Source organism: Streptosporangium sp. NPDC049046, from assembly GCF_040649155.1.
Classification (GTDB): domain Bacteria; phylum Actinomycetota; class Actinomycetes; order Streptosporangiales; family Streptosporangiaceae; genus Streptosporangium.
In genome coordinates, this window is record NZ_JBEZEZ010000009.1 from 266,150 (window position 1) to 292,483 (window position 26,334).

General features: G+C 68.8%; 19 protein-coding genes. 8 read left to right on the plus strand and 11 right to left on the minus strand.

Annotated elements, in window-relative coordinates; all coding sequences use genetic code 11:
* The first annotated feature begins 50 nt into the window (after positions 1–50).
* From AB0B96_RS15570 to AB0B96_RS15585, 4 genes are all read left to right on the plus strand, one after another.
* Positions 51–2,951, plus strand: coding sequence for a CDP-glycerol glycerophosphotransferase family protein (locus AB0B96_RS15570; protein WP_362899110.1), 2,901 nt, complete (start codon positions 51–53; stop codon positions 2,949–2,951).
* Positions 2,952–3,430: 479 nt separating this feature from the next.
* The gene (locus AB0B96_RS15575; RefSeq protein WP_362899112.1) at positions 3,431–6,904 is read left to right on the plus strand and encodes a UvrD-helicase domain-containing protein; all 3,474 of its coding nucleotides are present in this window, start codon (positions 3,431–3,433) and stop codon (positions 6,902–6,904) included.
* Positions 6,898–10,599, plus strand: a complete 3,702-nt coding sequence (locus AB0B96_RS15580) for a UvrD-helicase domain-containing protein (protein ID WP_362899114.1) — start codon at positions 6,898–6,900, stop codon at positions 10,597–10,599. Before AB0B96_RS15575 ends, AB0B96_RS15580 begins: the two co-directional genes overlap by 7 nt.
* A 312-nt stretch (positions 10,600–10,911) precedes the next feature.
* Positions 10,912–12,105 (plus strand): cytochrome P450, encoded by a 1,194-nt coding sequence (locus tag AB0B96_RS15585; RefSeq protein ID WP_362899116.1) that lies wholly within the window; start codon positions 10,912–10,914, stop codon positions 12,103–12,105.
* Positions 12,106–12,150: 45 nt separating this feature from the next.
* On the opposite strand, the gene AB0B96_RS15590 is transcribed toward AB0B96_RS15585, so the two are convergent.
* Positions 12,151–12,702, minus strand: a complete 552-nt coding sequence (locus AB0B96_RS15590; protein ID WP_362899118.1) for an NAD(P)H-dependent oxidoreductase — start codon at positions 12,700–12,702, stop codon at positions 12,151–12,153.
* Positions 12,703–12,821: 119 nt separating this feature from the next.
* On the opposite strand from AB0B96_RS15590, the gene AB0B96_RS15595 reads away from it, so the two are divergent.
* Both AB0B96_RS15595 and AB0B96_RS15600 read left to right on the plus strand, forming a co-directional pair.
* Positions 12,822–13,739 carry an AraC family transcriptional regulator gene (locus AB0B96_RS15595; RefSeq protein WP_362899202.1) on the plus strand — a complete coding sequence of 306 codons (918 nt, stop codon included), beginning with the start codon at positions 12,822–12,824 and terminating at the stop codon, positions 13,737–13,739.
* 291 nt (positions 13,740–14,030) lie between these two features.
* The gene (locus AB0B96_RS15600) at positions 14,031–15,356 is read left to right on the plus strand and encodes a phytase (RefSeq protein ID WP_362899120.1); all 1,326 of its coding nucleotides are present in this window, start codon (positions 14,031–14,033) and stop codon (positions 15,354–15,356) included.
* Positions 15,357–15,452: 96 nt separating this feature from the next.
* On the opposite strand, the gene AB0B96_RS15605 is transcribed toward AB0B96_RS15600, so the two are convergent.
* From AB0B96_RS15605 to AB0B96_RS15625, 5 genes are all read right to left on the minus strand, one after another.
* Positions 15,453–16,256 carry an SAM-dependent methyltransferase gene (locus tag AB0B96_RS15605; protein WP_362899122.1) on the minus strand — a complete coding sequence of 268 codons (804 nt, stop codon included), beginning with the start codon at positions 16,254–16,256 and terminating at the stop codon, positions 15,453–15,455.
* Positions 16,257–16,518: 262 nt separating this feature from the next.
* Entirely contained in the window at positions 16,519–17,430 is a 912-nt protein-coding gene (locus tag AB0B96_RS15610; protein WP_362899124.1) for a hypothetical protein, read from the minus strand.
* A gap of 762 nt (positions 17,431–18,192) precedes the next feature.
* Positions 18,193–18,396, minus strand: coding sequence for a DUF397 domain-containing protein (locus AB0B96_RS15615; RefSeq protein WP_362899126.1), 204 nt, complete (start codon positions 18,394–18,396; stop codon positions 18,193–18,195).
* Positions 18,397–18,458: 62 nt separating this feature from the next.
* The gene (locus tag AB0B96_RS15620; protein ID WP_362899128.1) at positions 18,459–18,662 is read right to left on the minus strand and encodes a DUF397 domain-containing protein; all 204 of its coding nucleotides are present in this window, start codon (positions 18,660–18,662) and stop codon (positions 18,459–18,461) included.
* A gap of 25 nt (positions 18,663–18,687) precedes the next feature.
* Positions 18,688–19,515, minus strand: coding sequence for a helix-turn-helix transcriptional regulator (locus AB0B96_RS15625; RefSeq protein WP_362899130.1), 828 nt, complete (start codon positions 19,513–19,515; stop codon positions 18,688–18,690).
* A 469-nt stretch (positions 19,516–19,984) separates the two neighbouring features.
* Between AB0B96_RS15625 and AB0B96_RS15630 the strand changes: the two genes are divergently transcribed.
* Positions 19,985–20,395, plus strand: coding sequence for a hypothetical protein (locus tag AB0B96_RS15630; protein WP_362899132.1), 411 nt, complete (start codon positions 19,985–19,987; stop codon positions 20,393–20,395).
* Positions 20,392–21,162 (plus strand): ATP-binding protein, encoded by a 771-nt coding sequence (locus AB0B96_RS15635; protein WP_362899134.1) that lies wholly within the window; start codon positions 20,392–20,394, stop codon positions 21,160–21,162. Before AB0B96_RS15630 ends, AB0B96_RS15635 begins: the two co-directional genes overlap by 4 nt.
* Positions 21,163–21,263: 101 nt before the next feature.
* Here AB0B96_RS15635 and AB0B96_RS15640 read toward each other — a convergent pair whose 3' ends face one another.
* From AB0B96_RS15640 to AB0B96_RS15660, 5 genes are all read right to left on the minus strand, one after another.
* A complete protein-coding gene (locus AB0B96_RS15640; RefSeq protein ID WP_362899137.1) occupies positions 21,264–22,181 on the minus strand; it encodes a nucleotidyl transferase AbiEii/AbiGii toxin family protein in 918 nt (305 codons plus the stop codon).
* Positions 22,178–23,311 carry a type IV toxin-antitoxin system AbiEi family antitoxin domain-containing protein gene (locus AB0B96_RS15645; protein ID WP_362899139.1) on the minus strand — a complete coding sequence of 378 codons (1,134 nt, stop codon included), beginning with the start codon at positions 23,309–23,311 and terminating at the stop codon, positions 22,178–22,180. The genes AB0B96_RS15640 and AB0B96_RS15645 overlap by 4 nt, the downstream gene beginning before the upstream one ends.
* A 129-nt stretch (positions 23,312–23,440) precedes the next feature.
* Positions 23,441–24,331 (minus strand): ABC transporter substrate-binding protein, encoded by an 891-nt coding sequence (locus tag AB0B96_RS15650; RefSeq protein WP_362899141.1) that lies wholly within the window; start codon positions 24,329–24,331, stop codon positions 23,441–23,443.
* On the minus strand, positions 24,331–25,443 hold the full coding sequence (locus AB0B96_RS15655) for an LLM class flavin-dependent oxidoreductase (protein WP_362899143.1): 1,113 nt from the start codon (positions 25,441–25,443) through the stop codon (positions 24,331–24,333). The genes AB0B96_RS15650 and AB0B96_RS15655 overlap by 1 nt, the downstream gene beginning before the upstream one ends.
* Positions 25,433–26,311 carry an LLM class flavin-dependent oxidoreductase gene (locus AB0B96_RS15660; RefSeq protein WP_362899145.1) on the minus strand — a complete coding sequence of 293 codons (879 nt, stop codon included), beginning with the start codon at positions 26,309–26,311 and terminating at the stop codon, positions 25,433–25,435. Before AB0B96_RS15660 ends, AB0B96_RS15655 begins: the two co-directional genes overlap by 11 nt.
* Between the last annotated feature and the right edge of the window lie 23 nt (positions 26,312–26,334).

A 26,334-nucleotide genomic window follows, 5' to 3' on the forward strand; every position in this document is an offset into this window, starting at 1 on the left:
CACTAACATGGCCTAGGACAGCGCTCTGTCCGAAAGGCGGTGCCTTCTCCATGGCGACCGGTGCCACTCCCGCACGAGCCGGCGGCGACCCCGTCGCCGATCGCCTGCGGGCTGTCCAGGATCTCTGCGACCGGGGAGAACCACTCGACTCGATCATGGAAGCGGTGCTGGCAGACGGACTGAAACCGGTCGAGCGACGCCGTTTCGACGCCGACGCGCTGGCCGGCCCCCTGGGGTCCAGGCTGGAGATCGCGGCCAAACGAGGAGCCGCCAAGCGCCGCGAGTTCGTCACGCTCCTGAAGCCGTACGTCACCGGCGTCGACCCGAAGGTCAAGCGTGACCTTCCGGTCGCCCGCAGGATCGCCTTCCACCTGATCGAGCACCGGGAGATCGACGAGCTCGCCGACGGCGACGCGCTGCAAAAGCTCGTCACCGCCGCGGCCGAACCGTCCAGACGCGTCCGCAAGAGCCTCAGGTGGTACGCCGACCTGCCGCTCCAGGACGAGCTGCCCGAGGCCCTGTACCGCCTGCGGGCGGCCGACCTCATCCCGGTCACCCAGATCGAGGACATCTCCTGGTCGGGTGGCCGTCTGCATGTCAGCGGGCACGCCTACCTGGCCGGACTGTCCGTGCGCAGCCGCCGCTTCAACCGGGCCACCGTGGTGCTGCGCGGCCCGCGCTGGCTGCCGCCGGTGCGGCTTCGCACCCGCAGGGTCTTCCACCCCGAGGCGACCCACGGGGCGGAGGAGGCGGGCTGCAACTACGACTGGTCCGGTTTCACCGCCGAGATGAGCCCGTGGCCGCTGCGCTGGCGTTCGGCCGTGCGGGCCGTGGTGCGCGGCGGCAAGCGCCTGCTGCGCCGCCGCGAGACCGTCCAGGACACCACCACCTGGCGCGCCGAGATCGTGATCTGGAGCCGTGGCGCCCGCGCGGGCGGTCTGCTGCGTGGCCCCTCCACCGGCCGCACCGAGCGTCCCGCGGGCCTGGACCTCGGCAAGGGCTGGTGGATCCGTCCTGTCTGGACCTCCGACCGTGCCCTCCAGATCGTGCTGCAGCCCACCCGGGCCGAGCTGGTCGGCGTGCGGCTGGTCGGTGAGCGCCTGGAGGTCGAGGTCTTCCTGCCGGGCAAGGAGGTCAACAGGGGACAGGCCCGCCTGGACGGCCACCGGATCGCCGCCGACTTCACCCCCGGTGAGGGCGGCACCACCGTCGTCGTGCCGCTCGCGACGGCCTCCCTGCTGCAGGAACGCGACGGCGGCAGGCTCTGGATCGAGCCCAAGGGCGACCCCGCGGCCTCCGTCATGATCGGCAAGGCCCAGGAGAGCCGTACGGTCGTCGGTGACCGGGAGATCACCGTGCTGCGCGACCGGCGCGACCGCGTGAGCGTCTCCGCGCACCGGATCCGCCCGGTCGTCACCGCCGCGACCTGGGACGAGGGGGGTGTGCTCACCCTGGAGGGCTCCTACCCGGGTTCCGGTGAGGCAGCGCTCACCCTCAAGCACCGCAGCGGGCTGATCCACGCGATCCCCCTGGAGCGCGAGGACTCCCGCTTCACGGTGAGGCTCGCGCCCGCCGCGATGCCCCGTTTCGGCGACACGGCCCCGCTGAACAGCGGCACCTGGAGCATGGCGGTGCGCGACGCGGCCGGGCAGATCGTCCCGTTCCGCGTCGACCACGCCATCCTCGACGGGCTGGACGAGGAGACGAAGATCCGTGACGGTCGCGAATACCGCCTGATCTCCACCCGCTTCGACATCCCCGTGCTCTCCGTCGCCGAGCACCTTCCCGACGACGAGAAGGGCGCGGGCGGCCTGTACGCCCTGCGCCGGCACTTCTACCCCGCCGAGCGGACCCGCGAGCTGAACGACGCGACCGTCTACGTCGCCTACGACGGGCGGCAGTACGAGGGCAGCGTCCGCGCGGTGTACGAGGAGCGCGTGCGGCGCGGCGACACCGGCGAGCACATCTGGGTGGTCAAGGACGGCGCCTTCGTGCCGCCGGGCCCCGACAGGCTCGGTTTCGGCACGGGCGAGGGGCCGACCGTGGTGCGCGCGGGCAGCCGCGAGCACTACGCGGCACTCGCCCGTTCGCGCTACGTGGTGACCAACGGTTTCCTGCCGCCGTGGTTCCGGTCCCGCGAGGACCAGGTGGTGGTGCAGACCTGGCACGGCACCCCGGTCAAGCGCCTGGGCAACGACCTGCCGCACATGTCCCGCGACCCCAAGCCGCCGGCCTGGCACCGGCAGGCCGTCGAGGTGCGCGGCTGGGACCTGCTGGTCTCCCAGAGTCCCTGGGCGACCCGCGTCATGCGCAAGGCGTTCGGCTACCAGGGCGAGGTCCTGGAGAGCGGCTACCCGCGCAACGACGTGCTCGTCGCCCCCGACCGCGACGCGCTGGCCGCGGCGGTGCGCGCGCGGCTCGGCATCGCCGAGGGCGCCAAGGTGGTGCTCTACGCGCCGACCTACCGCGACTACGACCGCAAGAACGCCTCGATCCGCCTGGACCTGGCCGAGGCGCACCGGGTGCTCGGTCCCGGTCACGAGTTCCTGATCCGGGGTCACTCGATGCAGGCGGCACCGAACGTGCGTGCCGGCCTCGGCCGCGACGTCACGACATATCCGGATATCACGGATCTGTTGTTGATCGCGGACGTGCTGATCACGGACTACTCGTCGGTCATGTTCGACTTCGCCGCGACCGGCAGGCCGATGCTCTTCTTCACCTACGACCTGCAGCGCTACTCGTCCAAGCGGGGCATCTACCTCGACCTCGCCGCCGAGGCCCCCGGCCCGCTGCTGTCCACCGGGGCCGAGGTCATCAAGGCCCTGAAGTCGATCGACGAGGTGGCCGCCGCCCACGCCGAGAAGTACGACCTCTTCCAGCGCACCTACGTCCCCCGCGACGACGGCAAGGCGACGGCGAGACTCGTCGACCGCGTCTTCTCCGCCTGACCCACCCGCCTGACCCGCCCGGACCGGACGGTTCGCCGGTTCTTCGGGGCCGTTCTCCGGATACGGCCCCGAAGAACTGTCTTCGGGATCGTCCCGGGGAGCGCCTCCCACGGGAAAAGGCCGCCGGGCCCGGAACCGCCTGCGAGTTCGTCGCACGGAGAGCACCTCTCCGCTCCGGGCGCTCTCGCGGATCCCCGGCCGGTTCCCGGTGATTCCGCGAGTCTCCCGCACGATGCCCGCCCCGTCCGCCGAACCCCCTTCGGAGCCCTTGGAAGACTCCCGCCCAGGTCCGCGCGGTGCTCCGCCCGCCGGTTTTCCGGAAAACCGCTCGCGGCCCGCCCCATCCGGTGAAGAATCCGCCATGCCGTACCCACCGACTCGGCACGATCATCGTCCGGGATCTGGTGGAATGGCGAGTTGTGAGTGGTCAGGACTGGCGGCTGATACGCCGTGAGGGCGCGGGGAGGGCTGTTGCCCCTGTGCTCGACGAGCACCAGCGGGCGGTGGTGGCCCATGAGAGCGGCCCGCTTCTCGTGCTCGCGGGGCCGGGCACCGGCAAGACCACCACGATCGTCGAGACCGTCGTCGACAGGATCGAGCGCCGGGGCGTCGACCCCGAGCGGGTGCTCGTCCTCACCTTCAGCCGCAAGGCCGCGGAAGAGCTGCGCGAGCGCATCACCTCCCGGATGCGCCGCACCACCCGCACCCCCCTCGCCCTCACCTTCCACAGCTACGCCTACGCGCTGCTGCGCCGCGAGGCCGTGCTCGCCGGAGGGCTGCCACCGCGCCTGCTCACCGGCCCCGAGCAGCTCCTGGAGATCCGCCGCCTGCTCCACGGCGAGCTGGAGGACGGCGCCACGCACTGGCCCCACGACATGCACGAGGCGCTCAAGACGCGCGGCTTCGCCCAGGAGCTCCGCGACTTCCTCGCCCGCGCCGCCGAGCGCGGTCTCGACGGACCCGAGCTGAGAGAGCTGGGCCGCCGCCACGGCCGCGCCGACTGGGTGGCCGCGGGAGGGTTCGCCGACCGCTACCAGGCCAGGTTCGACCTCGACCTGGAACCGGTGCTCGACTACGCGGAGCTGATCCGCGCGGCGGGCGCGCTGCTCTCCGACCCCGAGGTGCGCGCTCGCGAACGGTCGGCGTACGACGCCGTCTTCGTCGACGAGTACCAGGACACCGACCCCGCACAGGAGTTCCTGCTGCGGCAGCTGGCGGGGGAGGGCCGCGACCTGGTCGCGGTCGGCGACCCCGACCAGTCGATCTACGGCTTCCGTGGCGCCGACGTCCGCGGGATCATGAACTTCCCCGACAGGTTCCGCGACGCGAACGGCGCGAAGGCCCCCGTCATCGCGCTGCGCGTCTGCCGCCGCAGCGGTCGCGAACTCCTGAGGGCGACCCGCCGCGTCACCGCCCGCCTGCCCGCTCCCCCCGGCGCCGCCGCCCACCGCGACCTGCGAGCCCTGCCGGACGCCGAGCCCGGCGACGTACGGGTGCTGGTGGCCGACGGGGGACCTCAGGAGGCGGCGATCGTGGCCGACACCCTCCGCAGGGCGCACCTGCTCGACGGTGTCCCCTGGTCACGGATGGCCGTGCTGGTGCGCTCGGCGACCCGTCAGGTGCCGCTGCTGCGCCGGGCGCTGGTCAGCGCCGGGGTGCCCGTGGTGGTCGGCGGCGGCGAGGTGCCGCTGTTCCAGGAGCCGGGCGTACGGCCGCTGATCAGGCTCATCCAGGTGGCACTGCACCCGGAGACCCTGGACGAGGGGGTGGCCGAGGAGCTGCTGACCGGGGCACTCGGCGGCACCGACATGATCGGGGTGCGCCGCCTGCGCCGCGCGCTGCGGATCGCCGAGAACGAGGCGCTCACCGGCATCGGCGAGCACACCGTGGACGAGACGCGGGCCGATCCCGGCGAGCACACCGTGGACGAGAGGCCGGCCGGTTCCGGAGAGCGCGACGTGGACGAGAGGTCGGCCGGCCCTGGCGGGCACGACGAGGGTGAGACGCCGGCCGGTTCCGAAGAGCGCGACATGGGTGAGACGCCGGCCGATCCCGGCGAGCACGATGCGGACAAGGCGCCGCCCCGCATCGGCGACCATGGCGCGGACGAGGCGCCGACCCGCGTCGGTGACGTCACGGACGAGCCGGAGACCGGCCTCGGCGAACACGGTGTGGACGAGGCGCCGGCCCGCGTCGGCGCGTACGACGCGGACGAGATGGCGGCCCGCGAGACCCACGGTCCGCGTTCGTCCGGCGAGCTGATGGTCGCGGCGCTGAAGGACGCGCGGGAGCTGGTGAGGGTGGAGCCGCACATCGCGCAGCCCGCCGAACGGCTCGCCGGTCTCATCTCCGCCGCCACCGAGGCGGTGAGGAAGGGCGGCACCGCCGAGGACGTGCTGTGGGCCGTCTGGCAGGCCACCGGACTGGCCAGGAAGTGGACCGACGTCAGCCTCAGGGGCGGCGTGCGGGGCCTCATGGCCGACCGCGACCTCGACGCCGTCGTGGCGCTGTTCGACCACACGGCCAGGTTCGTCGACCGGCTCCCGCACGCCGGGGTGGACGTGTTCGTCGAGGACCTGGTCGCCCAGGAGATCCCCGGTGACTCGCTCGCCGAGCGCGCCCCCGACGGCGACACGGTCCGCATCCTCACCGCGCACCGCTCCAAGGGCCTGGAATGGGACGTGGTGGTCGTCGCCGGGGTCCAGGAGGGCGCCTGGCCCGACCTGAGGCTGCGCGGGTCCATCCTGAGCACCGACGACATGGTCGCCAGAGCCGAGGGCTCCGAGCACGAGAACCCCGCGGCCGTCTCCGCCGCCCTCGCCTCCCAGCTGCTGGCCGAGGAGCGCCGCCTGTTCTACGTGGCCGCGACCAGGGCGAGAAAGAGGCTCATCGTCACCGCCGTGGGCGGCGACGACACCGAGGAACGGCCCTCCCGCTTCCTCACCGAACTCGTCCCCGGTTCGACCGAGGACGCGGGCGTCGACGAGCGTTCCCGCTGGCTCAGCATGCCCGCGCTCGTGGCCGACCTGCGTTCGGCGGTCGCCGACTCCACCAGGCCCGAGCCGCTGCGCAGGTCCGCGGCCGAGCACCTGGCGAGGCTCGCCGCCTCGGGGGTGCCCGGCGCCCACCCCAACGAGTGGTACGCCCTCACCCCCATCTCCGACGACCGCCCGCTCAGCTGGCCCGACGACATCGTGCGCGTCTCGCCCTCGGCGGTGGAGAGCTTCAGCAAGTGCGGCCTGCGCTGGCTGCTGGAGACCTCCGTGGGCGCGGGCGGCACCGACGTGGCCCGCGGCCTGGGCACGGTCGTGCACGCGCTCGCCGTCCTCGCCGCGACGGGCATGCCCACCGAGGAGACCCTCGGCAAGCGCCTGGACGACGTCTGGCACGAACTCGACTTCGGCGGCGTCTGGTACAACCGCAAGCAACGCGCGGTCGCCGAGGAGATGATCTCCAAGTTCGTCCGCTGGCACGAGGAGAACCCCAGGGAGCTGGTCGGCCTGGAGGAGGCGTTCACGGCGATGGTCTCCGAGGGCGTGCAGATCAAGGGCCGGGTCGACCGGGTCGAGCGCGACGGCGAGGGCCGGGCCGTGATCATCGACATCAAGACCGGTAAGACCGGCGCCAAGGACGGCGAGCTCGAACGCCACCCCCAGCTCGGCGTCTACCAGCTCGCCGCGCTGCTCGGCGCCTTCCAGCGGCACGGCCTGACCGAGCCGGGCGGCGCGGCACTGGTCCAGGTGGGCGACGCGGCGGGCAAGAAGGCCGCCAAGGAGCAGTCGCAGCCTCCCCTCGGGGACGACCCCGACCCGAACTGGGCCAAGGACATGGTCGGCACCGTCGCCGTCGGCATGTCGGGGCCGTTCTTCCAGGCCAAGGTGAACGACGGCTGCCGCACCTGCGCCGTACGGTCGAGCTGCCCGGTCAGCAAGAACGGAGACCAGGTGTGCTGAGCCCGGTCCAGCTCGCCGCCAAGCTGGGCATCCTGCCGCCGACCCCCGAACAGGCCGCCGTGATCGAGGCCGGCCTCGAACCGATGGTCGTGATGGCCGGGGCCGGATCCGGCAAGAGCGAGACCATGGCCGGGCGCGTCGTCTGGCTGGTCGCCAACGGGCTGCTCCGCCCCGAGCAGGTGCTCGGCCTCACCTTCACCAGGAAGGCCGCCGCCGAGCTGGCCGCGCGGGTGCGCGAGCGGCTCAACGGTCTCGTCGAGGTCGGGCAGGTGCCGGCGGAACTGCTGGAGGGCGAGCCGACCATCTCGACGTACCACGCCTACGCGGCCCGCCTGGTCACCGAGCACGCCCTGCGCGAGGCGCTGGAGCCGACGATGCGCCTGGTCTCCCCAGCCGTCTCCTGGCAGCTCGCCAGCCGGGTGGTGAGCTCGTACGACGGACCGATGGAGCAGGTCGAGTGGAGCCCGGCGACCGTCACCCGGGCGGTGCTCGAACTCGCCGGTGAGCTCGCCGAACACCTGCGCACCCCGCAGGACGTACGCGACGTCGGCACCAAGCTCGCCCAGCGGCTCGCCGCGCTGCCCGGCACCCCGACCAAGGACCAGCGCAGGCCGCTGCTCACCCAGCGGGCCAGGGAGCAGCTGCTGCCGCTTGTCGAGGCGTACAACCGCCTCAAGCGCGGCCGGGAGGTGGTCGACCACGGCGACCAGATGGCGCTGGCCGCCAGGATCGCCGACCGGCACGCCGACGTCGGCGTGATCGAGCGCGGGCGGTTCGCCGTGGTCCTGCTCGATGAGTACCAGGACACCAGCCACGCCCAGCTCGTCCTGCTGCGTGCCCTGTTCGGCGGCGGCCACCCGGTGACGGCGGTGGGCGACCCCTGCCAGTCCATCTACGGCTGGCGCGGCGCCTCGGCGGGCAACCTCACCCGGTTCCCGCGCGACTTCAGGACCGCCTCGGGGGAACTCGCGCCCGTCAACCGCCTCTCGGTCAGCTTCCGCAACGGCGACGCCGTGCTCGACGTCGCCGCCCGGATCCAGCTGCCGCTCCGGATGGAGGCGAGGGAGGTGCCGGTCCTGGTGCCCGGTAAGAACCGGGTCGAGCGCGGCCGGGTGATGTGCGCCTTCCACGAGACCGCGGACGACGAGGCGCGCTGGGTCGCTCTGGAGGTCGCGAAGGTGCTGGGCGTCGAGAGCGCGCCCGACGGCATGCCGTGGGGCGAAGGCGAGCGTAAGAAGGCGAAGCAGAGCATGTGGGGCGGGCCGCAGGCGCTCCAGCCGCACGACGTGGCGGTCCTGGCGCGCAAACGCTCGCAGTTCCCCGCGCTCCGCAAGGCCCTGGAGGAGCGCGGCATCCCGGTCGAGGTCGTCGGCCTGGGCGGGCTGCTGCTCGTGCCGGAGATCGCCGACATCGTCTCCACCCTGCGCGTGATCTACGACCCGAGCGCGGGGGACGCCCTGGTGAGGTTGCTGTCCGGCCCTCGCTGGCGGATCGGACCCGCAGACCTCAAGGAGCTCGGCGAGCGGGCCCGCGAGCTGAACCGGGAGACCCGCGAGGGCTCCTCACCGGTGGCCGACCCGCTGGACCAGGTCGTGGCCGACATGGCCGAGGAGCGCGGCAGCCTGGTCGACGCCCTCGACGAACTGCCCGACCGCCCCGAGTGGCAGGAACTGTTCTCCCCCCTGGCCGCGGTGAGGCTGGTCGCGATGGCCCAGGAGTTGCGCGTCCTGCGCGCCCACACCGGCCAGCCGCTGCCCGACCTGATCCTGGAGATCGAGCGCACCCTCGGCCTGGACATCGAGGTGGCGGCGAGGGGGACGGCTGTCGGCCCCTTCGCCGCCCGCGCCGACCTCGACGCCTTCCTGGACGCCGCCGCCCGGTTCGCCGGAGACTCCGAGGACCCCACGCTGGGCGCGTTCCTGGCGTTCCTGAAGGCGGCCGACGAGGAGGAGAACGGCCTGGACGCCGGGCGGGTGGGCGAGAGCAACAGCGTGAAGCTGATGACGGTCCACGCCTCCAAGGGCCTGGAATGGCCGGTCGTGGTGGTGCCCGGTCTCTCCCAGGCGCTGTCGAAGACCGGGACGCTCACCGTCGGCACCGTGTTCCCCGCCCGCTCCACGACCAGCACGAGGTGGACGGAGAACCCGCGCAAGCTGCCCTACCAGCTGCGCGGGGACGCCTCCGACCTGCCGGGACTCGCCGGGCTCGCGAAGGAGGAGCTGGCCGACTTCGACGAGCGCTGCCGCGACCGCGACCTGCTCGAGGAGCGCCGCCTGGCGTACGTCGCCGTCACCCGCGCCCACTACCTGCTGATCGCCTCCGGCTACCGCTGGGGCACCGCGGCCAGGCCGCTGGACCCTTCGGACTTCCTGCTGGAGATCCGCGAGACCTGCGGCAGGGTGGTCTCCTGGGCGCCGGAGATGGAAGAGGGCGCCACCAACCCGCTCCTCGACGAGCCCGCCGAGGCCCGGTGGCCGATCGAGCCGGACGACGCCCGCTACGCCGCCGTTCTCGACGGCGCCACCATGGTGGAGGCCGCCCTCGCGGCCCTCGCGGGCGGGGCCGCCTCCGTTCCCGCTCCCGCGACCGAGGGCGTTTCCGCGCCCGCGTACGAGGACGTCCCCTTTCCCGAGGCCCCGCTGTCCGAGGCCTCACAAGGAGGGGTCTTCCCGGACGAGACGGACGTGCCCTTCCCCGAGGACCCGTGGGACGGGTCCTTCCCCGAGGACCCTGAGGCGCCGTTCCCTGCCGATGCCGACCTTGGAGCACCCCCCGTCCAGCGGGACGAATCGACCGGTTCGGGAGCCGTACCCGAGTCGGGGACGGCTCCCGGGGCGGAAACGGTGTCCGAGCCGGTCTCCGGGGCGAGTGCGGTGTCCGAGCCGGGGACGGCGGCTGCGGAACCCGCAGCCGACTCCGGGCCCTGGGCCGGGTTCGAGGCCGAGCCCGGTGAGTTGTCGGAGCGGCGGCCGGCCCCCGCGGCAGAGCTGCGAGGGTGGGACAGGGAACGGGCGAAGGCGTGGGAACGCGACATCGAGCTCCTGCTCAGGGAACAGGAGCTGAAGCGGCGGCGCGGCAGGGGCCGGGTGGAGCTGCCGACCCACCTCACCGTCTCCTCCCTCGTCACCCTCGCCTCCGACCCCAAGGCGCTCGCCAGGCAGATCCGCCGCCCGGTGCCGAAGAAACCGGCGCCGCTGGCTCGACGGGGCACCTCCTTCCACCGCTGGCTTGAGGGGCGCTGGGGGCAGCAGCGGCTGATGGACGAGTTCGAGCTGCCCGGCGCGTCCGACGACTTCGAGGAGACCGACGCCCACCTCGACCAGCTGCGCGAACGCTTCGAGGAGAGCGAGTGGGCGGGCAGGGAGCCGCTCGACGTCGAGGTCCCCTTCGAGACCGTGATCGCCGACCGGGTGGTCAGGGGCCGGATGGACGCGGTCTTCCAGGTCTCGGAAGGCCGCTACGAGGTCGTCGACTGGAAGACCGGCCGCCGCCCGAACGGGAGGAAGGCCGAGGCCGCCGCCTCCGTGCAGCTCGCCGCCTACCGGCTGGCCTGGTCCCACCTGGCCGCCGTCCCGCTGGACCAGGTGGGGGCGGCCTTCCACTACGTCCTGCTCAACGAGACGGTCCGCCCCGTCGACCTCCTCGACGAACGCGGCCTCGTCACCCTCGTCGAGTCGGTCCCCGTACTCCCGTAGAACTCCTCACGGTGAACATGACGCTCTCGGCGTGATCCCGCGTCTTGGGTGCCGGAGTGTGACCCAATGATCCTGGCCGGAGGGCGCGGAGGCCGGCGCATCATCACTTCAGCGCCATATCTGTACTACGACATCCCTGATATCCGGCTGGAGACCCTCCCCTGAGTGTCTTCCCGTGAGATTTTCGAAGACCGACCTTCGAGCACCGGAAGGTAAGCGCGTCGGTCCGACCCACCGCACCTGGTTCCACGCGTACGAGAGAACGCACGAGCCCGGCTGATCCCGGACCCGTCCTGAGCGGAAAGGCACGCCATGACCACCATCGCCGACACATGGGGCCTGCACGAGGGGCACTTCTGGCTACGCGGAAAGCGGCCCGACCAGCCGGTGAGCTTCGACGCCGACACCGGGATGTGGAACGTCTACGGCTACCCCGAGGCGCTGCGGATTCTCGGCGACCCGAAGACCTTCTCCTCCGACACCAGCCGCATGGTGCCCGAGATCGCCAGGCCCGCCGAGCGCAGCCTGACACAGCTGGACCCGCCCATGCACGGCAAGCTTCGCAAGCTCGTCAGCCACGCCTTCACCCCCAAGATCGTCGCCGACCTCGAACCGCGCATCGCCACGCTCACCAATGAGCTGCTCGACGCGGTGGCCGAGCAGGACCGGCTGGAGCTGGTGTCCGACCTCGCCTACCCGCTGCCGGTCATCGTCATCGCGGAACTGCTCGGGGTGCCCAGCTCCGACCGCTACGTGTTCAAGCAGTGGGTCGACAGAATCTTCGAGAACTCCCAGCGGTTCTCCCTGGTCAACCGCAGCGAGGAGCAGGAACGCAACCTCGCGGTCGCGATGGAGCAGATGAAGCACCTCACCGACTACCTAGGCGAACACGCCGCCGAGCGCAGGCGCCACCCACGCGCCGACCTGCTCACCCAGCTCGTCGAGGCCGAGGTGGACGGTGAGCGGCTCAGCCAGGCCGAGGTGGTGAACTTCGCCAACATCCTGCTGATAGCCGGGCACATCACCACCACCATGCTGCTGGGCAACACGGTGCTCTGCCTGGACGAACAGCCCGAGCGGTTCGCCCGTGCCCGTGCGGACCGCTCGACGATCCCCGCCGTGATCGAGGAGTCCCTGCGCTTCTTCAGTCCGTTCGCGGCCCTTGCCCGGGTCACCAACGTCGACGTCGAGCTCGGCGGGCAGCAGGTGCCCGCCGACCAGATGCTCATGGTGTGGATCGCGGCGGCCAACCGCGACCCCAGGCAGTTCGCCGACCCCGACGTCTTCGACCCGACCCGCGATCCCAACCCCCACCTCGGTTTCGGCAGGGGCATCCACTTCTGTCTCGGCGCCCCGCTGGCCCGCCTGGAGGGCCGCGTCGCGCTCGACATCCTGCTCGACCGCTTCCCGCACCTGCGCACCGACCCGGACGAGCCGCCGCAGTTCATCCCCAGCCCCAACATGACCGGCGTACGCAAACTGCCGCTGCTCACCTCCGCCGGCTGAGCGGGCCCGCTGAGCCGGGAGAGACGTGGACGGCGACGTCCCGGTTCATCCTCTCAGCGGGCGCAGGGCGGAGCCCCAGGCGAGGACCTGGTCGAGGACGACGTTCAGCCGGTCCTCGTGGACGGAGGCGGGATTGAAGCCGTCCACGAAGTCGGTGTGGATCGACAGCCCGACCTGGTTCGACACGGTGGCCACACTGAGCAGGCCCAGCACGTGCCGTAGGTGCGCGATCGCCCGGGGCGCGCCGTCCACGCCGTAGCCGACGAAACCGGCCGCCTTGTTGCTCCATTCGGTGTACAGGAAGTCGAGGGCGTTCTTGAGCCCGCCGGGAAACGAGTTGTTGTACTCGGGAGTCACGATCACGAACGCGTCCAGGGATGAGATCTTGGCCGACCAGCGCTTGGTGTGCTCGTGCTGGTAGTTGCCCATGGCGGGGTGCTCGGGCTCGTCCAGATTTCCCAGTTCGTAGTCTTTCAGGTCGACGAGTTCGTACTCGGCGTCGCCCCGCTTGGCCGCCAGATCGCGGACCCAGTGCGCCACCGCCTCGCCGTTTCTGCCAGGGCGGGTGCTGCCCAGGATGATGCCCACCTTCAGCATGTCGATGCTCCCTCGCTCGGTTGTGAAAACCACCGTAGGGAGGCCGGCTGAGATAATGAATGCGCAGCTGTCCAATATTTATAAGCCATCGTCTCAGGGCGTAGACTGGCCGCGTGGATATGCTGAGCGACGTCGCGGCCTTCATCCGGTGTGGACGCCCCACCTCCGCCCGTGTCTCCTGGCGTGCGCCCTGGGGGGTGTCGTTCCGCGCGTCGCCCGGTTCCGCGGGGTTCCAGGTGGTGCTGCGCGGATCCTGCTGGCTGCTCCCCGAGGAGGGCGAGCCCGTTCCGCTGAGCGTGGGCGACCTGGTGTTCCTGCCGCACGGCGACTCGTTCGGGTTGGCCGACGATCCCGCGAGGCCGCTGGTCGAGTCCGACTGTGGCGTGCACTCCGAGCTGTTCGCCTCGGCAGGGTTCGGCGGGGCGGGCGCCGAGACGGTCATTCTGTCCTGCGGTTACCTGCTCGACCTCGACAGGACCCACCCGATCCTGGGTTCGCTGCCCGGCGTGATCCATCTGCCCTCGACGCTCGGCAGCCATCCGGAGCTGCGGGCCGCCGTCGAGTTGCTGGCCGGCGAGATCGACAACCCTCGCCCGGGCACGGACACCGTCGTGTCGTCCCTGCTCGACATGTTGCAGCTGTACGTCCTGCGGGCCTACTTCGAGACGCAGGACGAGCCCTGCACCCTGTCCGGCTGGGCCGCCGCGCTGGCGGACCCGGCCGTCGGCCGCGCGCTCGACGCCATCCACCGCGACCCCGCCCGCCGCTGGACGGTCGAGTCCCTCGGCGCTCACGCGGGCCTGTCGCGCGCCGGCTTCGCCCGCCGCTTCACGGGACTGGTCGGGCAGCCGCCGCTGGCGTACCTGACCTGGTGGCGGCTGATGAGCGCGGCCCGCATGCTGCGTGACTCCGACGCGTCGGTGGCGGAGGTGGCCGAGCGGGTGGGGTACGGGTCGGAGTTCGCCTTCGGCAACGCCTTCAAGCGGGAGCTCGGCGTGGCGCCCGGCCGGTATCGCCGCCAGAGCGCGGTGGCCTAGCGGGAACGGCGGCGGGTCGTCCGGGGCGGAAGACGGCTGGAACGCGCGCCCGTCGCCGTTGTGGGTCTCCGGTGGCCGAACGGGCGCGACGGTCATCCCGTCACCCGTCACATCGCGCGGGTCGGGAGTATTTTCGACCCACTCCGAGCGAGTTTAAAGCTGAGATCGAAGTTTGTCGGCAAGTGCGAACGGCATCCTGATTTGAGCGGAAATTTCGGTCCGGTTCATCGTTCGTTCCGCTTCCCTGCACAGGATCGAGGTCGCGACACCCCCCTTTCCCAGGAGAAGTCAATGCGTCCCTTGAGCACACTGGCATCCACAGCGTTGACGGTCTGCCTGCTCGGTACCGTGGCCCTACCGGCGACGGCGAAGGACCTGCCCACCGTCGACCCCAGGGTCGAGACCCCGGCCCTCTTCGACGACGAGGCCGGAGGCAACGCCAACGGTGACGACCCGGCGATCTGGGTCCACCCCACCTCCCCGGCGGCGAGCGTGATCGCCGCCACCGCGAAGGAGGGCGGGCTCTACGTCTACGACCTGAACGGCAGGCAGCTCCAGCACCTGCCCGCGCCGGCCGCGCCCGGCCGGGACGACGAACCGGGCCGGTTGAACAACGTGGACGTCGTCTACGGTCACGCCTCCGCGGCGGGACGGTCGGACATCTTCGTCGCCTCCGACCGCGGCGCGGACAAGCTGCGCGTCTACCGGATCGATCCCGCGAAGACCGGACGGGACCGGCGGGTGCTCACCGACGTCACCGACCCCGCCGCCCCGTTCGTCTTCAACACGACCCAGGCGGAGGTGAACGACGCCGAGACCGTGTACGGCCTCGCGACCTGGAAGCGGGACTCGGGCACCTACGTCCTGGTCAGCCGTCGGCACACGACGCGGCTCGCGCTGCTGAAGCTCACCGACGCCCCGGGCGGCAAGGTCGGCTACACGAAGATCAGGACCATCGACCTGCCGTCGCGCTTCACCCTCCCGAACGGTCGGAGCTGGACTCCCTGCGACGAGCCGGGCGTGGGTCCGCAGATCGAGGGCATGGTCGTCGACGCCAGGACCGGCACGCTCTACGCGGCACAGGAGGACGTCGGCATCTGGCGCGTGAACGGTGATCTCACCGGCTCACCGGTGCTGGTCGACCGCGTCCGGGAGTACGGCGTACCCGCCACCTACGACGCCGACGCCGACGAGTGCGTACCCGGGGCCGACCCGGGGTACGGCGGTCGCAACCTGACCGCGGACGCCGAGGGCCTGACCGTCTACCACGGCAAGGGCGGCGAGGGTTACCTGATCGCCTCCAGCCAGGGAGACAACACCTTCGCCGTCTACGACCGCGGCGGAAGGAACGCCTACCTCGGCTCCTTCCAGGTCGGCGGACGCGGTCGCATCGACGGTGTGCAGGGCAGCGACGGGGCGATGGTGATCAACGTGCCTCTCGGCCGCGGGTTCCCCAAGGGCCTGTTCGTCACGCACGACGGCACCAACACCCCCGAAACGTCGGACTCGGAGGGCGAGGTGCGGGAGAACACCAACTTCAAGTACGTGAAGTGGGACGACATCGCCCGCCGTCTCGGCCTGGACATCGACACCAAGAGCTGGAACCCGCGCCGCTGACCTGCCTTCACCCGCTCGGAGCCGTACGAGCGGCTCGTACGGCGCCGAGCGGGAACGTCGGGGCGACCCGCCACTCCCTCCCGGCGCCGAGGCGCGTCAGGGCTTGCGACCCACTCCGACGTAGCCGATCGCGGTGCTCCGAGCATTGAACAGGGGCTCGTCGACCGGGCGCCATTCCCTGGGGAACACCAGGCCGGGTTCGAGCAGCTCGTAACCGTCGAAGAAGCGGGAGATCTCCGCGTGCGTGCGCAGGCTCAGCGCCGCGGTGGCCCGGTTGTAGACCTCCAGGGCCTCCGGCGTGGTGTCGGGCTTGGCGTCGGTGCCGTGACTGACGACGAGATGGCTGCCCGGCGCGCTCACCTCGTGCAACCGCTCGACGATCTGGTAGGCCCCCGCGCCGTCGGGGCTCTCGTCCGGGATGAAGTGCAGGATGGCGAGCAGCAGGAACGCCACGGGCTGGTCGAAGTCGACGTGCTCGCGCAACTCGGCCAGCAGCGTCTTCGGGTCACGAACGTCGGCTTCCACGACGGTGACGTTGTCGCCGTTGCCCAGGATCGCCCGGCTGTGCGCGCACACGACGCTGTCGTAGTCCACATAGACCACGCGGGTGTCGGGTGCGATCTCGTGCGCGATCTCGTGCGTGTTGCCCCGGGTGGGAAGCCCGGAGCCCAGGTCCACGATCTGCCGGACGCCCGCCTCGACCAGGAGACGTACGGCACGGGCGAGGAACGCCCGGTTCTCCTTCGCGGAGTCGCGTGTCTCGGGGAAGATCTTCAGAATCTGCTCGGCCGCGGCCCGATCGGAGGCGAAGTTGTCCTTGCCGTCCAGGTAGTAATCGTACATCCGGGCGACATTGGGCACGTTCGGGTCAATCCCGGCCGGCCCAGCCTGATCATCCACGGTTTCTCCAGACTCTTCCGCCTTTGTCTGGCTTTGATCTTAGAGAGGCTTTCACGTTTTGGCAGCGAGATGAGGTCATCGCTGTGGGTCTTTGGTGGCGGACGCGAACTCGGAAGTCAACGGATGACGCTGATCACCATGAGGCGCGATGCCCCCGACCGGGGCACCGCGCATGGTGATGAGGTCACCTGCAAGGAAGGTCGGCGTCGTCAGAGTGGGAATTGAACGCCGGTCGGTGTTCTCACAGGCCCGGGGGAGTCGATCAGGGACTGGGCGTCGAGGGGGAGGTGGCGGCCGCCCAGTCGCCGAGCCGACTGCCCGTAGGGGGTGCCAGTGTGGCACTGTTTGATCCATCAGGGCTCATGGTGATCAAGCGGTTGCCTTGACAAAGGATTTGGGTGCCGTCCGGGGACCATACCGCCCTAAGTGTTCCGGCGGAGATCCAAGTCTTGTTGCTGCCGTCGGCGGCGTTCATGACGTAGATGAGCGGCGGAGGACCTGGCTGGGAATGCATGTAGACGATCTTCGTGCCGTCTGGGGACCACTCCGGATGGCTGGAGGTGTCGCTCCAGGTAGGTGGGTTCACGGTGAGCTTGTTCTGTCCGGTGCCGTCCGTGTTAATGGTGTAAATGTCTTTGGTAAGCCCGTAGGCGATCTTGGTGCCGTCGGGGGAGTAGTCCGGGAAGTAGGCGTTGCCCGTGATCAGTGTCACAGGGTTGGTGCCGTCGGCGTTGATCACCTTGATCCCGCCGTTGAAGGTGTACGCGATCTTGGTGCCGTCAGGGGAGATGTCGAGCCCCATGCAGGTGGCACTGGAGCCGGTGGTGAGCTGGGTGACGCCGGTGCCGTCGGCGTTCATCGAGTACACGTCAGCCGAAGTGCTCGAGCAGCGTAAGAAGACTATCTTGAGGCCGTCGGCGGACACGCTCAGTTCGCGCTCGGCCGCGGGGGTGTCGGTGAGCTGGACGGGGTTGGTGCCGTCGGCGTCGACACCGTAGATGTCCTCGTTGTACAGAAAGTAGATCTTGCCGTTGGCGCCTGGATAGGCGGCGTGGGCGGGAGACGCGGTCAGGAGCCCTGTCACGCAGGAGGCCAGGACCAGCGTCACGGTGGTCACCGCGGAGGCTAATCGGGTGAAAGGCCGTCGGTCGGCGGTGAAGGCTCGGTCGGACAAGGTGGATCTCCTTTCGACGATCCGCCGTCACGACGGGTTCGGGACCGCTCGGTGACGGCGGGCGGGTGGACAAGGCGCGATCGCTCCGTGGCATTACTGGCGAACATCGATGGACCATGCCGAGAGCGGGAACGCGACGTTTTCTCGGAGTGGTCCTTTTGATTCCGTCATCGCCGTCCTGCGCCCGAGGTTTCGAAAAGGATGGTCCCTCGCCGGCCGGCCGAAGTCCAGAGCGAAAATAAATTCCCGAATATCCGGTCCGGGCCAAAAGTCCACGCCGGCGATCCCATCGATTTATGGGTGGGAGAGAATATCATTATTTGTGCCGGTTGATCGTCTGCCGGAGGCGACACGGCAGATTCGCCCGATGCGGCGGTCGTCAACTCGTTGAGCTTTTTTCGTACGCCTGGCAGAGCAGGAGATGAAGCCTTGACATAACGGCTCACCTTGGTTCTCATGAGCTCGTTGTCGCTCGCCGGTGGAAGTCCGGGCCGGGCAGCGGTGGGAGGCTCGGCGCCAAGCCGGAGTTGAATGGGCAGGGTCGCCCGCTGTCGATATCCGTCGCTCGTGATCGGATCACGCAGGTGGCCGTCAGGCCGCCGGATAGGTTGGCGGCCTCGACGCGGTCATCGGTGTTGGCCCAACTGAAAGTGCTCCTATGCCAGGGGAGATTCCGAGTTCTCCGGCCCCGGGTTTTTCTTGTTCCTTGTTTTGATCCACGGGTATTTCCGGATGGCGAACCGGCTCTGCTGCTTGTTTAGGTCAGTCGAACCGGCCGTTTTTGACGTTGGTGATGAACGCCCGCCATTCGGTGTGCGTGAAGTTGAGCATGGGGCCTTTGGGGTCCTTGCTGTCTCGTACGGCTCGGTTGCCGCCGGGGAGGTTGGCTACTTCGACGCAGTTGTCGTTGTTGGTTCCGCTGAGGGTGCTCTTGCGCCAGGTGAGATTCGGACGGGTCTGGTCCACTGTTTCGCCTATCCCTTGTGATGCTTCATGGGATTAGCCGCCTGTTGAGTCGGCTGGTTTGGCTAGTCGAACTTGTTGTTTTTGATGTTGTTGGTGAATGACTGCCACTCTGCGGGAGTGAAGTTCAGTATCGGCCCGTTGGGGTCCTTGCTGTCTCGTACTGCCCGGTTGCCGCCGGGTAGGTCGGCTACTTCGACGCAGTTGTCGTTGTTGGCCCCGCTGAGGGTGCTCTTGCGCCAGGTGAGATCTTGAGTGTTTCGGTCCACCGGATTTCGCCTATCTCTCGATGTCCTAAACAAGTGTCGCCATGTGTCGAACTGATTCCTCTGGCGATAGAGCCAATGTCATCACATGACTGAAAATAAGGCTATATCTCTGGTAGTCCTCCTGCTGCTCAAGCCAGAGGCTTTCCGTCGTGGTCACTGTGTAGATGAGGCTCGGGTCGTCAAGGAAGTCCAGGATGACGAACGCCCCTTCCAGGGCGTGGTGAGCGCCAGCAGAGTCGGGAACTATCTGGATGGTGATGTTTGGTTTGGTAGCCATGTCGATGAGATGGCGAATCTGCTCACGCATCACCTCTGCCCCACCAATGGACTTTCGCAACGCGGCTTCGTCGATCAGCGCCAACAGGGTCGGTGGATTCTCTCTGGTGAGAATTTCCTGACGCGCAAGCCTCGCCTGCACATGGCGCTCTATGAGACCCTCGTTCAGAACTCGACCGGCTTGCCACACTGCCTTGGCGTATCCCTCTGTCTGAAGCAGGCCTGGGACAAGAATGACTTCCCAGGTACGGATGGCACTGGCGCCTGCTTCGAAGTCGGGCAAGCTGCCACGGAAGACGTCCTGGTACTTCTCCCACCAGCCGCGCTGACGTGACTCCCTGGCGAGAGTGATCATCGCCTCGCGATGGTCTTTGTCGGTGACCCCATAGAAGTCGAGCATCAGGCGTATGTCATGGACGCTGGGAAGCTTCCACTCGTTGCGCTCCATCCTCGATATCTTCGACGGCTCCCACTCCAGCCTCCTGGCGGCCTCGGTCACCGAGAGGCCGGCTTCCTGGCGGAGTTGGCGGAATGCCTGAGAAAGCCTCCGTCGCTTGACCGTAGGGCTGTTCGCCATGCTGAGACCTCCCTGGGAATTGTCCGCTATGACCTCCGGTCAAAGTGGACAATTTACCGCACAATCACTTGTGCGTTGCGATTTATACTTTGCTCTGCCAGCATGCTAGTGGGCTTGAGGCGGGAAAGTGGTCGCATTGCGACAGTGGTAGTTGCTTGCCCCGGAGCCTGTGGAAACGTGTCCGAATTAGTGTTATATCGGCGATTAGCATATTTAATGCTACTTGCGGATCGCTAGTTCGGGCACGGATTGCATGTCAGATCTGGATCGACAGAAGGAATGTCTGATGTGATCGATGTGGAATGAGAAGGGCGGTGACATCGGTGATCCTGGTCTATCTATCCGGCCCAAGCGGTTGCGATGGTCGCATCCCGTCTCGTCTCCACTGAACCGATGCCAATAGGCGAGGCCGCCACGGTGAGGCAACACCGTGACGGCCTCTTGAACCGGACGTAGGAGGTCCGATCCCATGGTCGACTTTACAAGAGCGATCAAGGTCATCCGGATGCGTTTCAGTGGTGACCGGCCGCCCGCGCCGCTGGGGTGTCGGTGGTGTGGGCATTCGCCGTACGCGCACGACGACCGATGCCTGCCGCACCGGCAGGCGCACGCCTACGAGCGGCCGACTCCCGCGCAGTTCCGGGCGCGGCTGGCGGAGTGGTGGCGGCTGGGGTTCGCGGGGCGCCTGTCCGCCTCGGCGGAGGTACGCCCGGTGAGGGAGGTGCGGCCGTTTCCCGGTCACGGACGTCACGCCCGGCCCGTGGAGCCGGTGGGCGCGGGGGCGTTCGCGCCGTACGGGCGAGGACGACCACCGGACGAGGTCACCGGGAGCGGGCGGAGGCCGTACCCGGGCATGCTGCGGCAGGGAAGAGCGGCGTGAGCGGGCGGCATCGGCGGGGCGAGCCCGTCGACCAGCGCGGTCCACGGCGGTGGGACCGCGAGCAGCGGGAGGTCGCGGACCAGCTGGATCGGGCCGAGACCGGCTGGCTGGTCATGTACGGGGTGGGCGGGCGCCGGTTCTACGCGATCGCGGTGGGAGGCGAGCCGCTGGTCGTGCAGGCGGGCACGGCCGAGGAGTTGTGTGCGCTGATGCGCGAGGCGGAAGAGACCAAAGCGGAAACCCACCGGTACGGGCAAGGAGATCTGATGGTCGCAGGCACCCCTGACGGACTCTGGACCGTCTGCTGGGACATTCCCCGTGACCCGGCGACCGTCGCCGAGGCCCGCCGGATGACGCGTGACGTCTTCACCCGTTGGGACCTGCCGCCGGAGTTCGTCGACGACGCGGTCCTGGTGGTCGGCGAGCTGGTGGCGAACGCCACGGTGTACGGAGAGGAGCCGATCCGGCTGTCGCTGTGGAGCACGGCCCAGGGAGTCTGCGTACGGGTCACCGATCACGGCTCCGAGCGGCCCCGCAAGCTCAGCCTGGGCGAGGATGCCTCGCACGGCCGAGGGCTCGCGATCGTGGAGGTGCTGGCCGACCGGTGGGGTGTGATCCCGGTAAGGGGCGGAATCGGCAAGACGGTCTGGGCCGCCTGGGGAATCTCCTACGTGGAGTCCGACCCGTCCCACGCCGTCGACTGCGCGGGCTCGACGCCTGCCGGGGTACGCGCGGTGGTGTCCCACAGGAGTGACCGGCTCCTTTGATGGTGGCGGAATCGGCTGCCCTCTGCGTACTTCGGCTTGCAGATCTGGGAGATGGCACTGCCCGGCCTTGCCGCCAGGTCGGCTTGCGCTTGAAACACCACTCAATCAGCCATCGACCATACTGCCGAACGAGGATTCCACCGCCCCACGGACGTGCCGGCAAGTATGGGAGTGATGAACCTGTCTGCGGCTACCTGAGCATCAACCAAGGAAAGGCACCCCCTGAGTCCAACGACCTCGGCCGCGGCGGTGGGATAGCCCTTGATCCAGGAGGAATCGGGTACGGTAAATCGATCCGGCAACGTCAAATCCGTTCCCATCCCGGTGCGGCGATGGACTTCGCTCTTCAGTGCGATTTGTACGGCGGCTCCGTGCAGACCTTCCCGTTGGCTGATCAACAGCAGGTCCGCGAGGTCGCGGAAACGACTGGACGCGACGCCCTGGTGACGCTCGTACATGGCGCAGATTTTATCCGCAACGTGATCGGCGAGCGGATACAACTGCACGAGCGGCCAATCGTCCGGCCATGGCATGAGAGCGCTTGATGCGAGGCTTACGGTCTCGGGGGTGTCGGTAGGATATCGGCCGACAACAAGATCAACCTTGATCGTGTCCAGCGTGCGCGTTCCCAAGGTAACGGTGAAGGTTTGTTTTGCTCCACCTGTTTCATCGGAATGTTCAATCGTGCTGGTGGGGCTGAAAACGAAAAAGTCCCCCAGGTCGAGTGCGGCGGCATCGAGTAATGCCCTGAGCGCTTCTTGTGCGCTCGAAGCTGTGAGGCGTTGCAGATCGATGTCCCGACTCAGTCGGGCCTGGATCGGATAACGCAGCAGGAGGGATTGGCCTCCTTTGAGCAGCCATCCGTCGGGGTCGTGACGAAATACTCGTGCAGCCAAGCGACTGAAGTAGAAGCTACGGAAGACCAGGGAGGGGTTGAGTCCATGCTGCTTAGCAAGAGCTCCTAGGCGTTTTTTCATAGCCATCTCAACGGCTCGGGGGGTGGTGTAGAGATCACTCACTGGGCATCTCCGGAAGGTGAGTCGTCGCTGCTGCCCGTAGTCGATCTTTGTTTAAAACGGTTAGAACTGCCTGCCTTCGTTTTTGTGGCGGGAGAGCGGCAAGCGGCGGTTCGGGAAGTTTTGGAAATCTGATGATTGTCTATTTTTGGTGATCCGGCATCGCGCGCTATTCGTTCGGTCAGTGATGAGATCAGTTGAGCTTGCAGGCCGGAGAACAGGGTGTTGTGGATGTCGGTGGAGATCTGTTTTAGCGATTCTCGGGATGCTGATCTGATCGAATCAAGAGCGCCACTCTTGGCTATTTGTTCGGCCAGTGATGAGATCGCTTGAGCCTGTATTTTGGAGAGTTGGAGGTTGGGGCGTTCAGTGGAGATCCGGTCCGCTCGCTCGTTTTCATTTTCAGAAAGCAGTGCGAGTGCGGAGATGAAACCTTGAGCGACACCCTCTTGCCTAAGTCGCGCGGCTTCCTCGATGGGCATCTCCGTACCGGACTGTTCCACCAGGTATTCCAGCAGTTGCCGTCCCGAGGCGGAGCGAGGTAGCCCATAGGAGGCCGTGAACCGGTCAACCCGTCGAGCGAGAGAGTCACGGTTTGTCAGGCCGCGCCGATCGGCGTCGGCGATCACTCCGCCGATATGCGCGCCATCCACATGTGCGGTCAGTAGGTCGACCACGGTTCGCTCGGCCGTGGTGACCGGCAGTCCGTCGACCAGTACGACATCGGCCGGTTCGAAATCGGCGCGATGTATGCGTACTCCCTGTTCGCGGGTGGTGCGGCGGCGAGGTGCCGAGATCTCCACCATCGACGTCGGGAGATCCCCGAGCTGATGGAGCTCGCAGGCCGAGCCGTGGGAGATCACTCCCCCGTACGTCTCAATGCTGTGGCGTCGCCATGCCGGCTGCCTGGGTTCAAGTCGCAGCCAGGCGACCTTGATGTCCAGATGTTCAGGCTGCACCGCACTCGTGATGAGGTAGACGCCGTGGCCGACGCTTTCCAGGAAACCGGCGTCAACCAGTCGCAGTAGATCCACAGCGCTGAGACCTGCGGTTTTGGCCTGGGCCGCTGTCACCAGACCCCACTGATCAGCAGTCAGCTCACCCACCGTCCTGAGCGCCCGATCTCTTCTCATGCAGCAAAGATTACACTCATGATGCAGCGATGGTTGCAAATAGATGTAACCATCGCTGCATCATGGGGTAAAAATGCGGAGGCGGGGCGGCCCTCCCGATGCCCGGAGCCGCGGGATCACAGTGAGAGGTCAGCCCGTGACCAGCTTGCCGAGTTCGGGGAGTACCGCGTCGGTGACGGTGATCCTCTTCTCGATCAGCCCGTTGGCGTGGAAGAGGTCGGCCACGTGCTGCTGCTCGGCGACGAACTCCTCACTGATCGGGTGCAGGCCCCACGGGCGGGTGCGCAGTGCGTGCTCCCAGGCGTCCAGGTCGCCGCCGTCGTCCTTGGCGAACAGCTCCGCCGCCGCGCGGGGGTTTCGCCGTGTCCACTCGTCGGACTCCTGGAGCGCGGAGACGATCCTGGCCAGTTCCTCGGGCTGTTCGAGGGCGAAGTCGCGGCGGGTGAACCACAGGGAGCGGTGGCTGAACAGGCCGTCGGTGGCGACCAGTTCCCGGACGGCCGCCCGCTGCTCGACCCCGGTGAGGTAGGGGTAGGAGCCGACCCACGCGTCGACCTCGCCGGACAGGAACAGCTCGGCGGCGTTGCCATAGGCGTCGACCGGGACGATGTCACTCCAGCCGAGGCCGACCCGCTCCAGAGCGAGCAGCAGCAGCGTGGTCTGCCACGAGCCGTGCCCGAGGGCGACGCGCTTGCCCTTCAGGTCTTCCAGGTTCCGGATCGGCGAGTCGTCGAGGACGACCAGGCGGCCGTTCTCGATCCGGGGTTCGGAGATCGCGACGTAGACGACGTCGTGCCCCTTGGCCTGGGCGGTCACCGGGGGCGTGGCGCCGGTGCCGATGAAGTCGTAGCCGCCGTCGAACAGATGGTCGCTGTGCACCGACGGCAGCGCCCTGGTGGGGTCGACCCGCTCGCCGGTCGGCAGGGAGCACAGGTTCACCCACTCCACGTCGGGGAGTCCCCGGTGACGTAGCACCCAGAGCGAGTTGTTCTGGGGGAAATATCCGACTCGGGTGGTCATCAGGACCGTCCTTTCAACAGGGGGAGTACGTGTGTGCCCACCCGGTGTGCCTCTTCCAGGTGCGGGACTCCGGCGAGGATGAGGGCGTCCACGCCGAGCCCGATCAGTTCGTCGAGCCGTTCGGCGACCTGGTGGTAGTCGCCGACCAGGCCGAAGGCGGGGCCTTCGCGCAACTCGCCGAACCCGCCCCAGACGCCTGGCGAGACCTCCAGGTCACGGAGGTCCTCACCGGCCGAGGTGAGGAAGGACCGGCTGCGCCGCACGCCGACCGAGTCGCCGGAGCAGGCCTCCCCGCCGGAGTCGCGGGGCACCCTGGCTGCCCAGCCACGGCGGAGCTCGTCCCACGCCTCCTCCTCGGTCTCGCGGGCGAGCACGTCCACCCGGACCGCGAACTTCGGCGGGGTGTCGCTGTGCGCACGGACCAGGTCGAACTTCTCCGCCAGCGCGGGGTACGGCTCCAGCCAGGACAGGTAGTAGTCGGCGTGCCGCCCGGCGGCGGCGATCGCGGCGGGGGAGGAGCCGGAGAAGAAGATCTCCGGGAACGGCTGCCCGGCCAGTTCCTCGGGCAGGCCCGCGTTCTCCACCCGGTAGAAGCGGCCGTGGTGGGTGTGGGAGCCGTGCCACACGCCCTTGAGCACGTCGAGGAACTCCGAGGTGCGCGCGTAGCGGTCGTCGTGGTCGATCCGGTCGCCCCACCAGAGCTGTGCGGGTCCACCGCCGCCGGAGATGACGTTGTAGACCACCCGCCCGCCGGTGGCCCGCTGCAGAGTGGCGGTCATCCGGGCCGCCTGCACCGGATGCAGGAATCCCGGCTGGAAGGCGATCATGAACCGGTAGGAGCGGGTCTCCCTGGCAAGGGTGGCCGCCGCGGCCCACGGGTCGTCGGTGTGCGGGAAGGACGGCAACAGTCCGCCGACGAAGCCGGAGTCCTCGGCCGCCCTGACCACCTCGGCCATGTAGTCGGCATGACTGTAGCCGTCGGGGGCACCGTCCCTGAATCCCGGCGCGAGGGCGCCCGGCAGGTCGGCGAAGCCGCCGCGGCTGCCGCCCCTGCGGCGCAGCGAGGGCTGGTCGCCCTCCATGTGGATGCGCCAGTAGATGTCAACCGACACGGGTGTTCTCCTTCAGCAGCGGAAGCAGGTGCTCGCCCAGCCGGTAGGTCTCCTCAGGCTGCCGTCCGGCCTCAAGGAAGAACTCCGAGACGCCCCGGTCGGCGTACTCCCCGATCGCGGCGGCGACGGTGGCGTAGCCGCCGGTCAGCCCGGTGAAGCCGGTACGGCGAGCGGCGGCCAGCGCCTCGTCGTCGTCCTCGCGGGCCAGCACCGGCAGCCGCAGGCCGTACGCCACGCCGGGCAGCCGCGCGGTCAGCGCCTCCAGATCGTCCTGGGGTGAGAAGACGTGTACGTCGGCGTGGCGGGCGGAGAGGTCAAGCGCCTCCTGCGAGGTGCCGCCGAGATAGACGGTGGGGAAGGCCCGCCCGGAGAGCGGGGGCGCGAAGCCGCCCCCGGCCACCTGATAGAAGCGGCCCCGGTACTCGAAGTCTCCCCGATAGACGCCTTTGGCGACGGTGAGGAACTCCTCGGCCCGCGCGTACCGGTCGGCTCCGGTGAGAAAGTCCCCCTGGGCCCTGGCCACCGCGGGATCGAGGGCCGCCGCGAGCCACCAGCCGAGCCGGTCGGCGGAGAAGCGCCGCAGCGAGGCCGAGAGCTTGGCCAGGTAGACCGGGGTGGCGATCCCCGGGTGGAACTCCGCGATCACCCGCAGGTGGCGTGAGTCGCGCAGCACCCCGGCGGCCAGTACCAGCGACTCCCGCCCCTCGGGATCGAAGGGCACCAGCGCGCCGGAGAATCCCGCCAGCTCGGCGGCCCTACCCGCCGGTCCCGCCGGATCCGAGCGGGCGGGCCGTACGTCGGTGATGAAGCCGGGCAGCACGGTACGGGCGGCGCCCCGGGTGGGCAGCGTGACGTTGAACCTGGCCATCACGCCACCGTGCCGAGCGGAAC

What these genes read in the sequence shown, in the direction of transcription:
- AB0B96_RS15595 (WP_362899202.1), top strand. Translation starts at nt 12,822, where the DNA reads ATGCTGAGCGACGTCGCGGCCTTCATCCGGTGTGGACGCCCCACCTCC.
- AB0B96_RS15650 (WP_362899141.1), bottom strand. Translation starts at nt 24,331, where the DNA reads ATGACCACCCGAGTCGGATATTTCCCCCAGAACAACTCGCTCTGGGTG.
- AB0B96_RS15645 (WP_362899139.1), bottom strand. Translation starts at nt 23,311, where the DNA reads ATGAGAAGAGATCGGGCGCTCAGGACGGTGGGTGAGCTGACTGCTGAT.
- AB0B96_RS15660 (WP_362899145.1), bottom strand. Translation starts at nt 26,311, where the DNA reads ATGGCCAGGTTCAACGTCACGCTGCCCACCCGGGGCGCCGCCCGTACC.
- AB0B96_RS15625 (WP_362899130.1), bottom strand. Translation starts at nt 19,515, where the DNA reads ATGGCGAACAGCCCTACGGTCAAGCGACGGAGGCTTTCTCAGGCATTC.
- AB0B96_RS15600 (WP_362899120.1), top strand. Translation starts at nt 14,031, where the DNA reads ATGCGTCCCTTGAGCACACTGGCATCCACAGCGTTGACGGTCTGCCTG.
- AB0B96_RS15590 (WP_362899118.1), bottom strand. Translation starts at nt 12,702, where the DNA reads ATGCTGAAGGTGGGCATCATCCTGGGCAGCACCCGCCCTGGCAGAAAC.
- AB0B96_RS15570 (WP_362899110.1), top strand. Translation starts at nt 51, where the DNA reads ATGGCGACCGGTGCCACTCCCGCACGAGCCGGCGGCGACCCCGTCGCC.
- AB0B96_RS15630 (WP_362899132.1), top strand. Translation starts at nt 19,985, where the DNA reads ATGGTCGACTTTACAAGAGCGATCAAGGTCATCCGGATGCGTTTCAGT.
- AB0B96_RS15585 (WP_362899116.1), top strand. Translation starts at nt 10,912, where the DNA reads ATGACCACCATCGCCGACACATGGGGCCTGCACGAGGGGCACTTCTGG.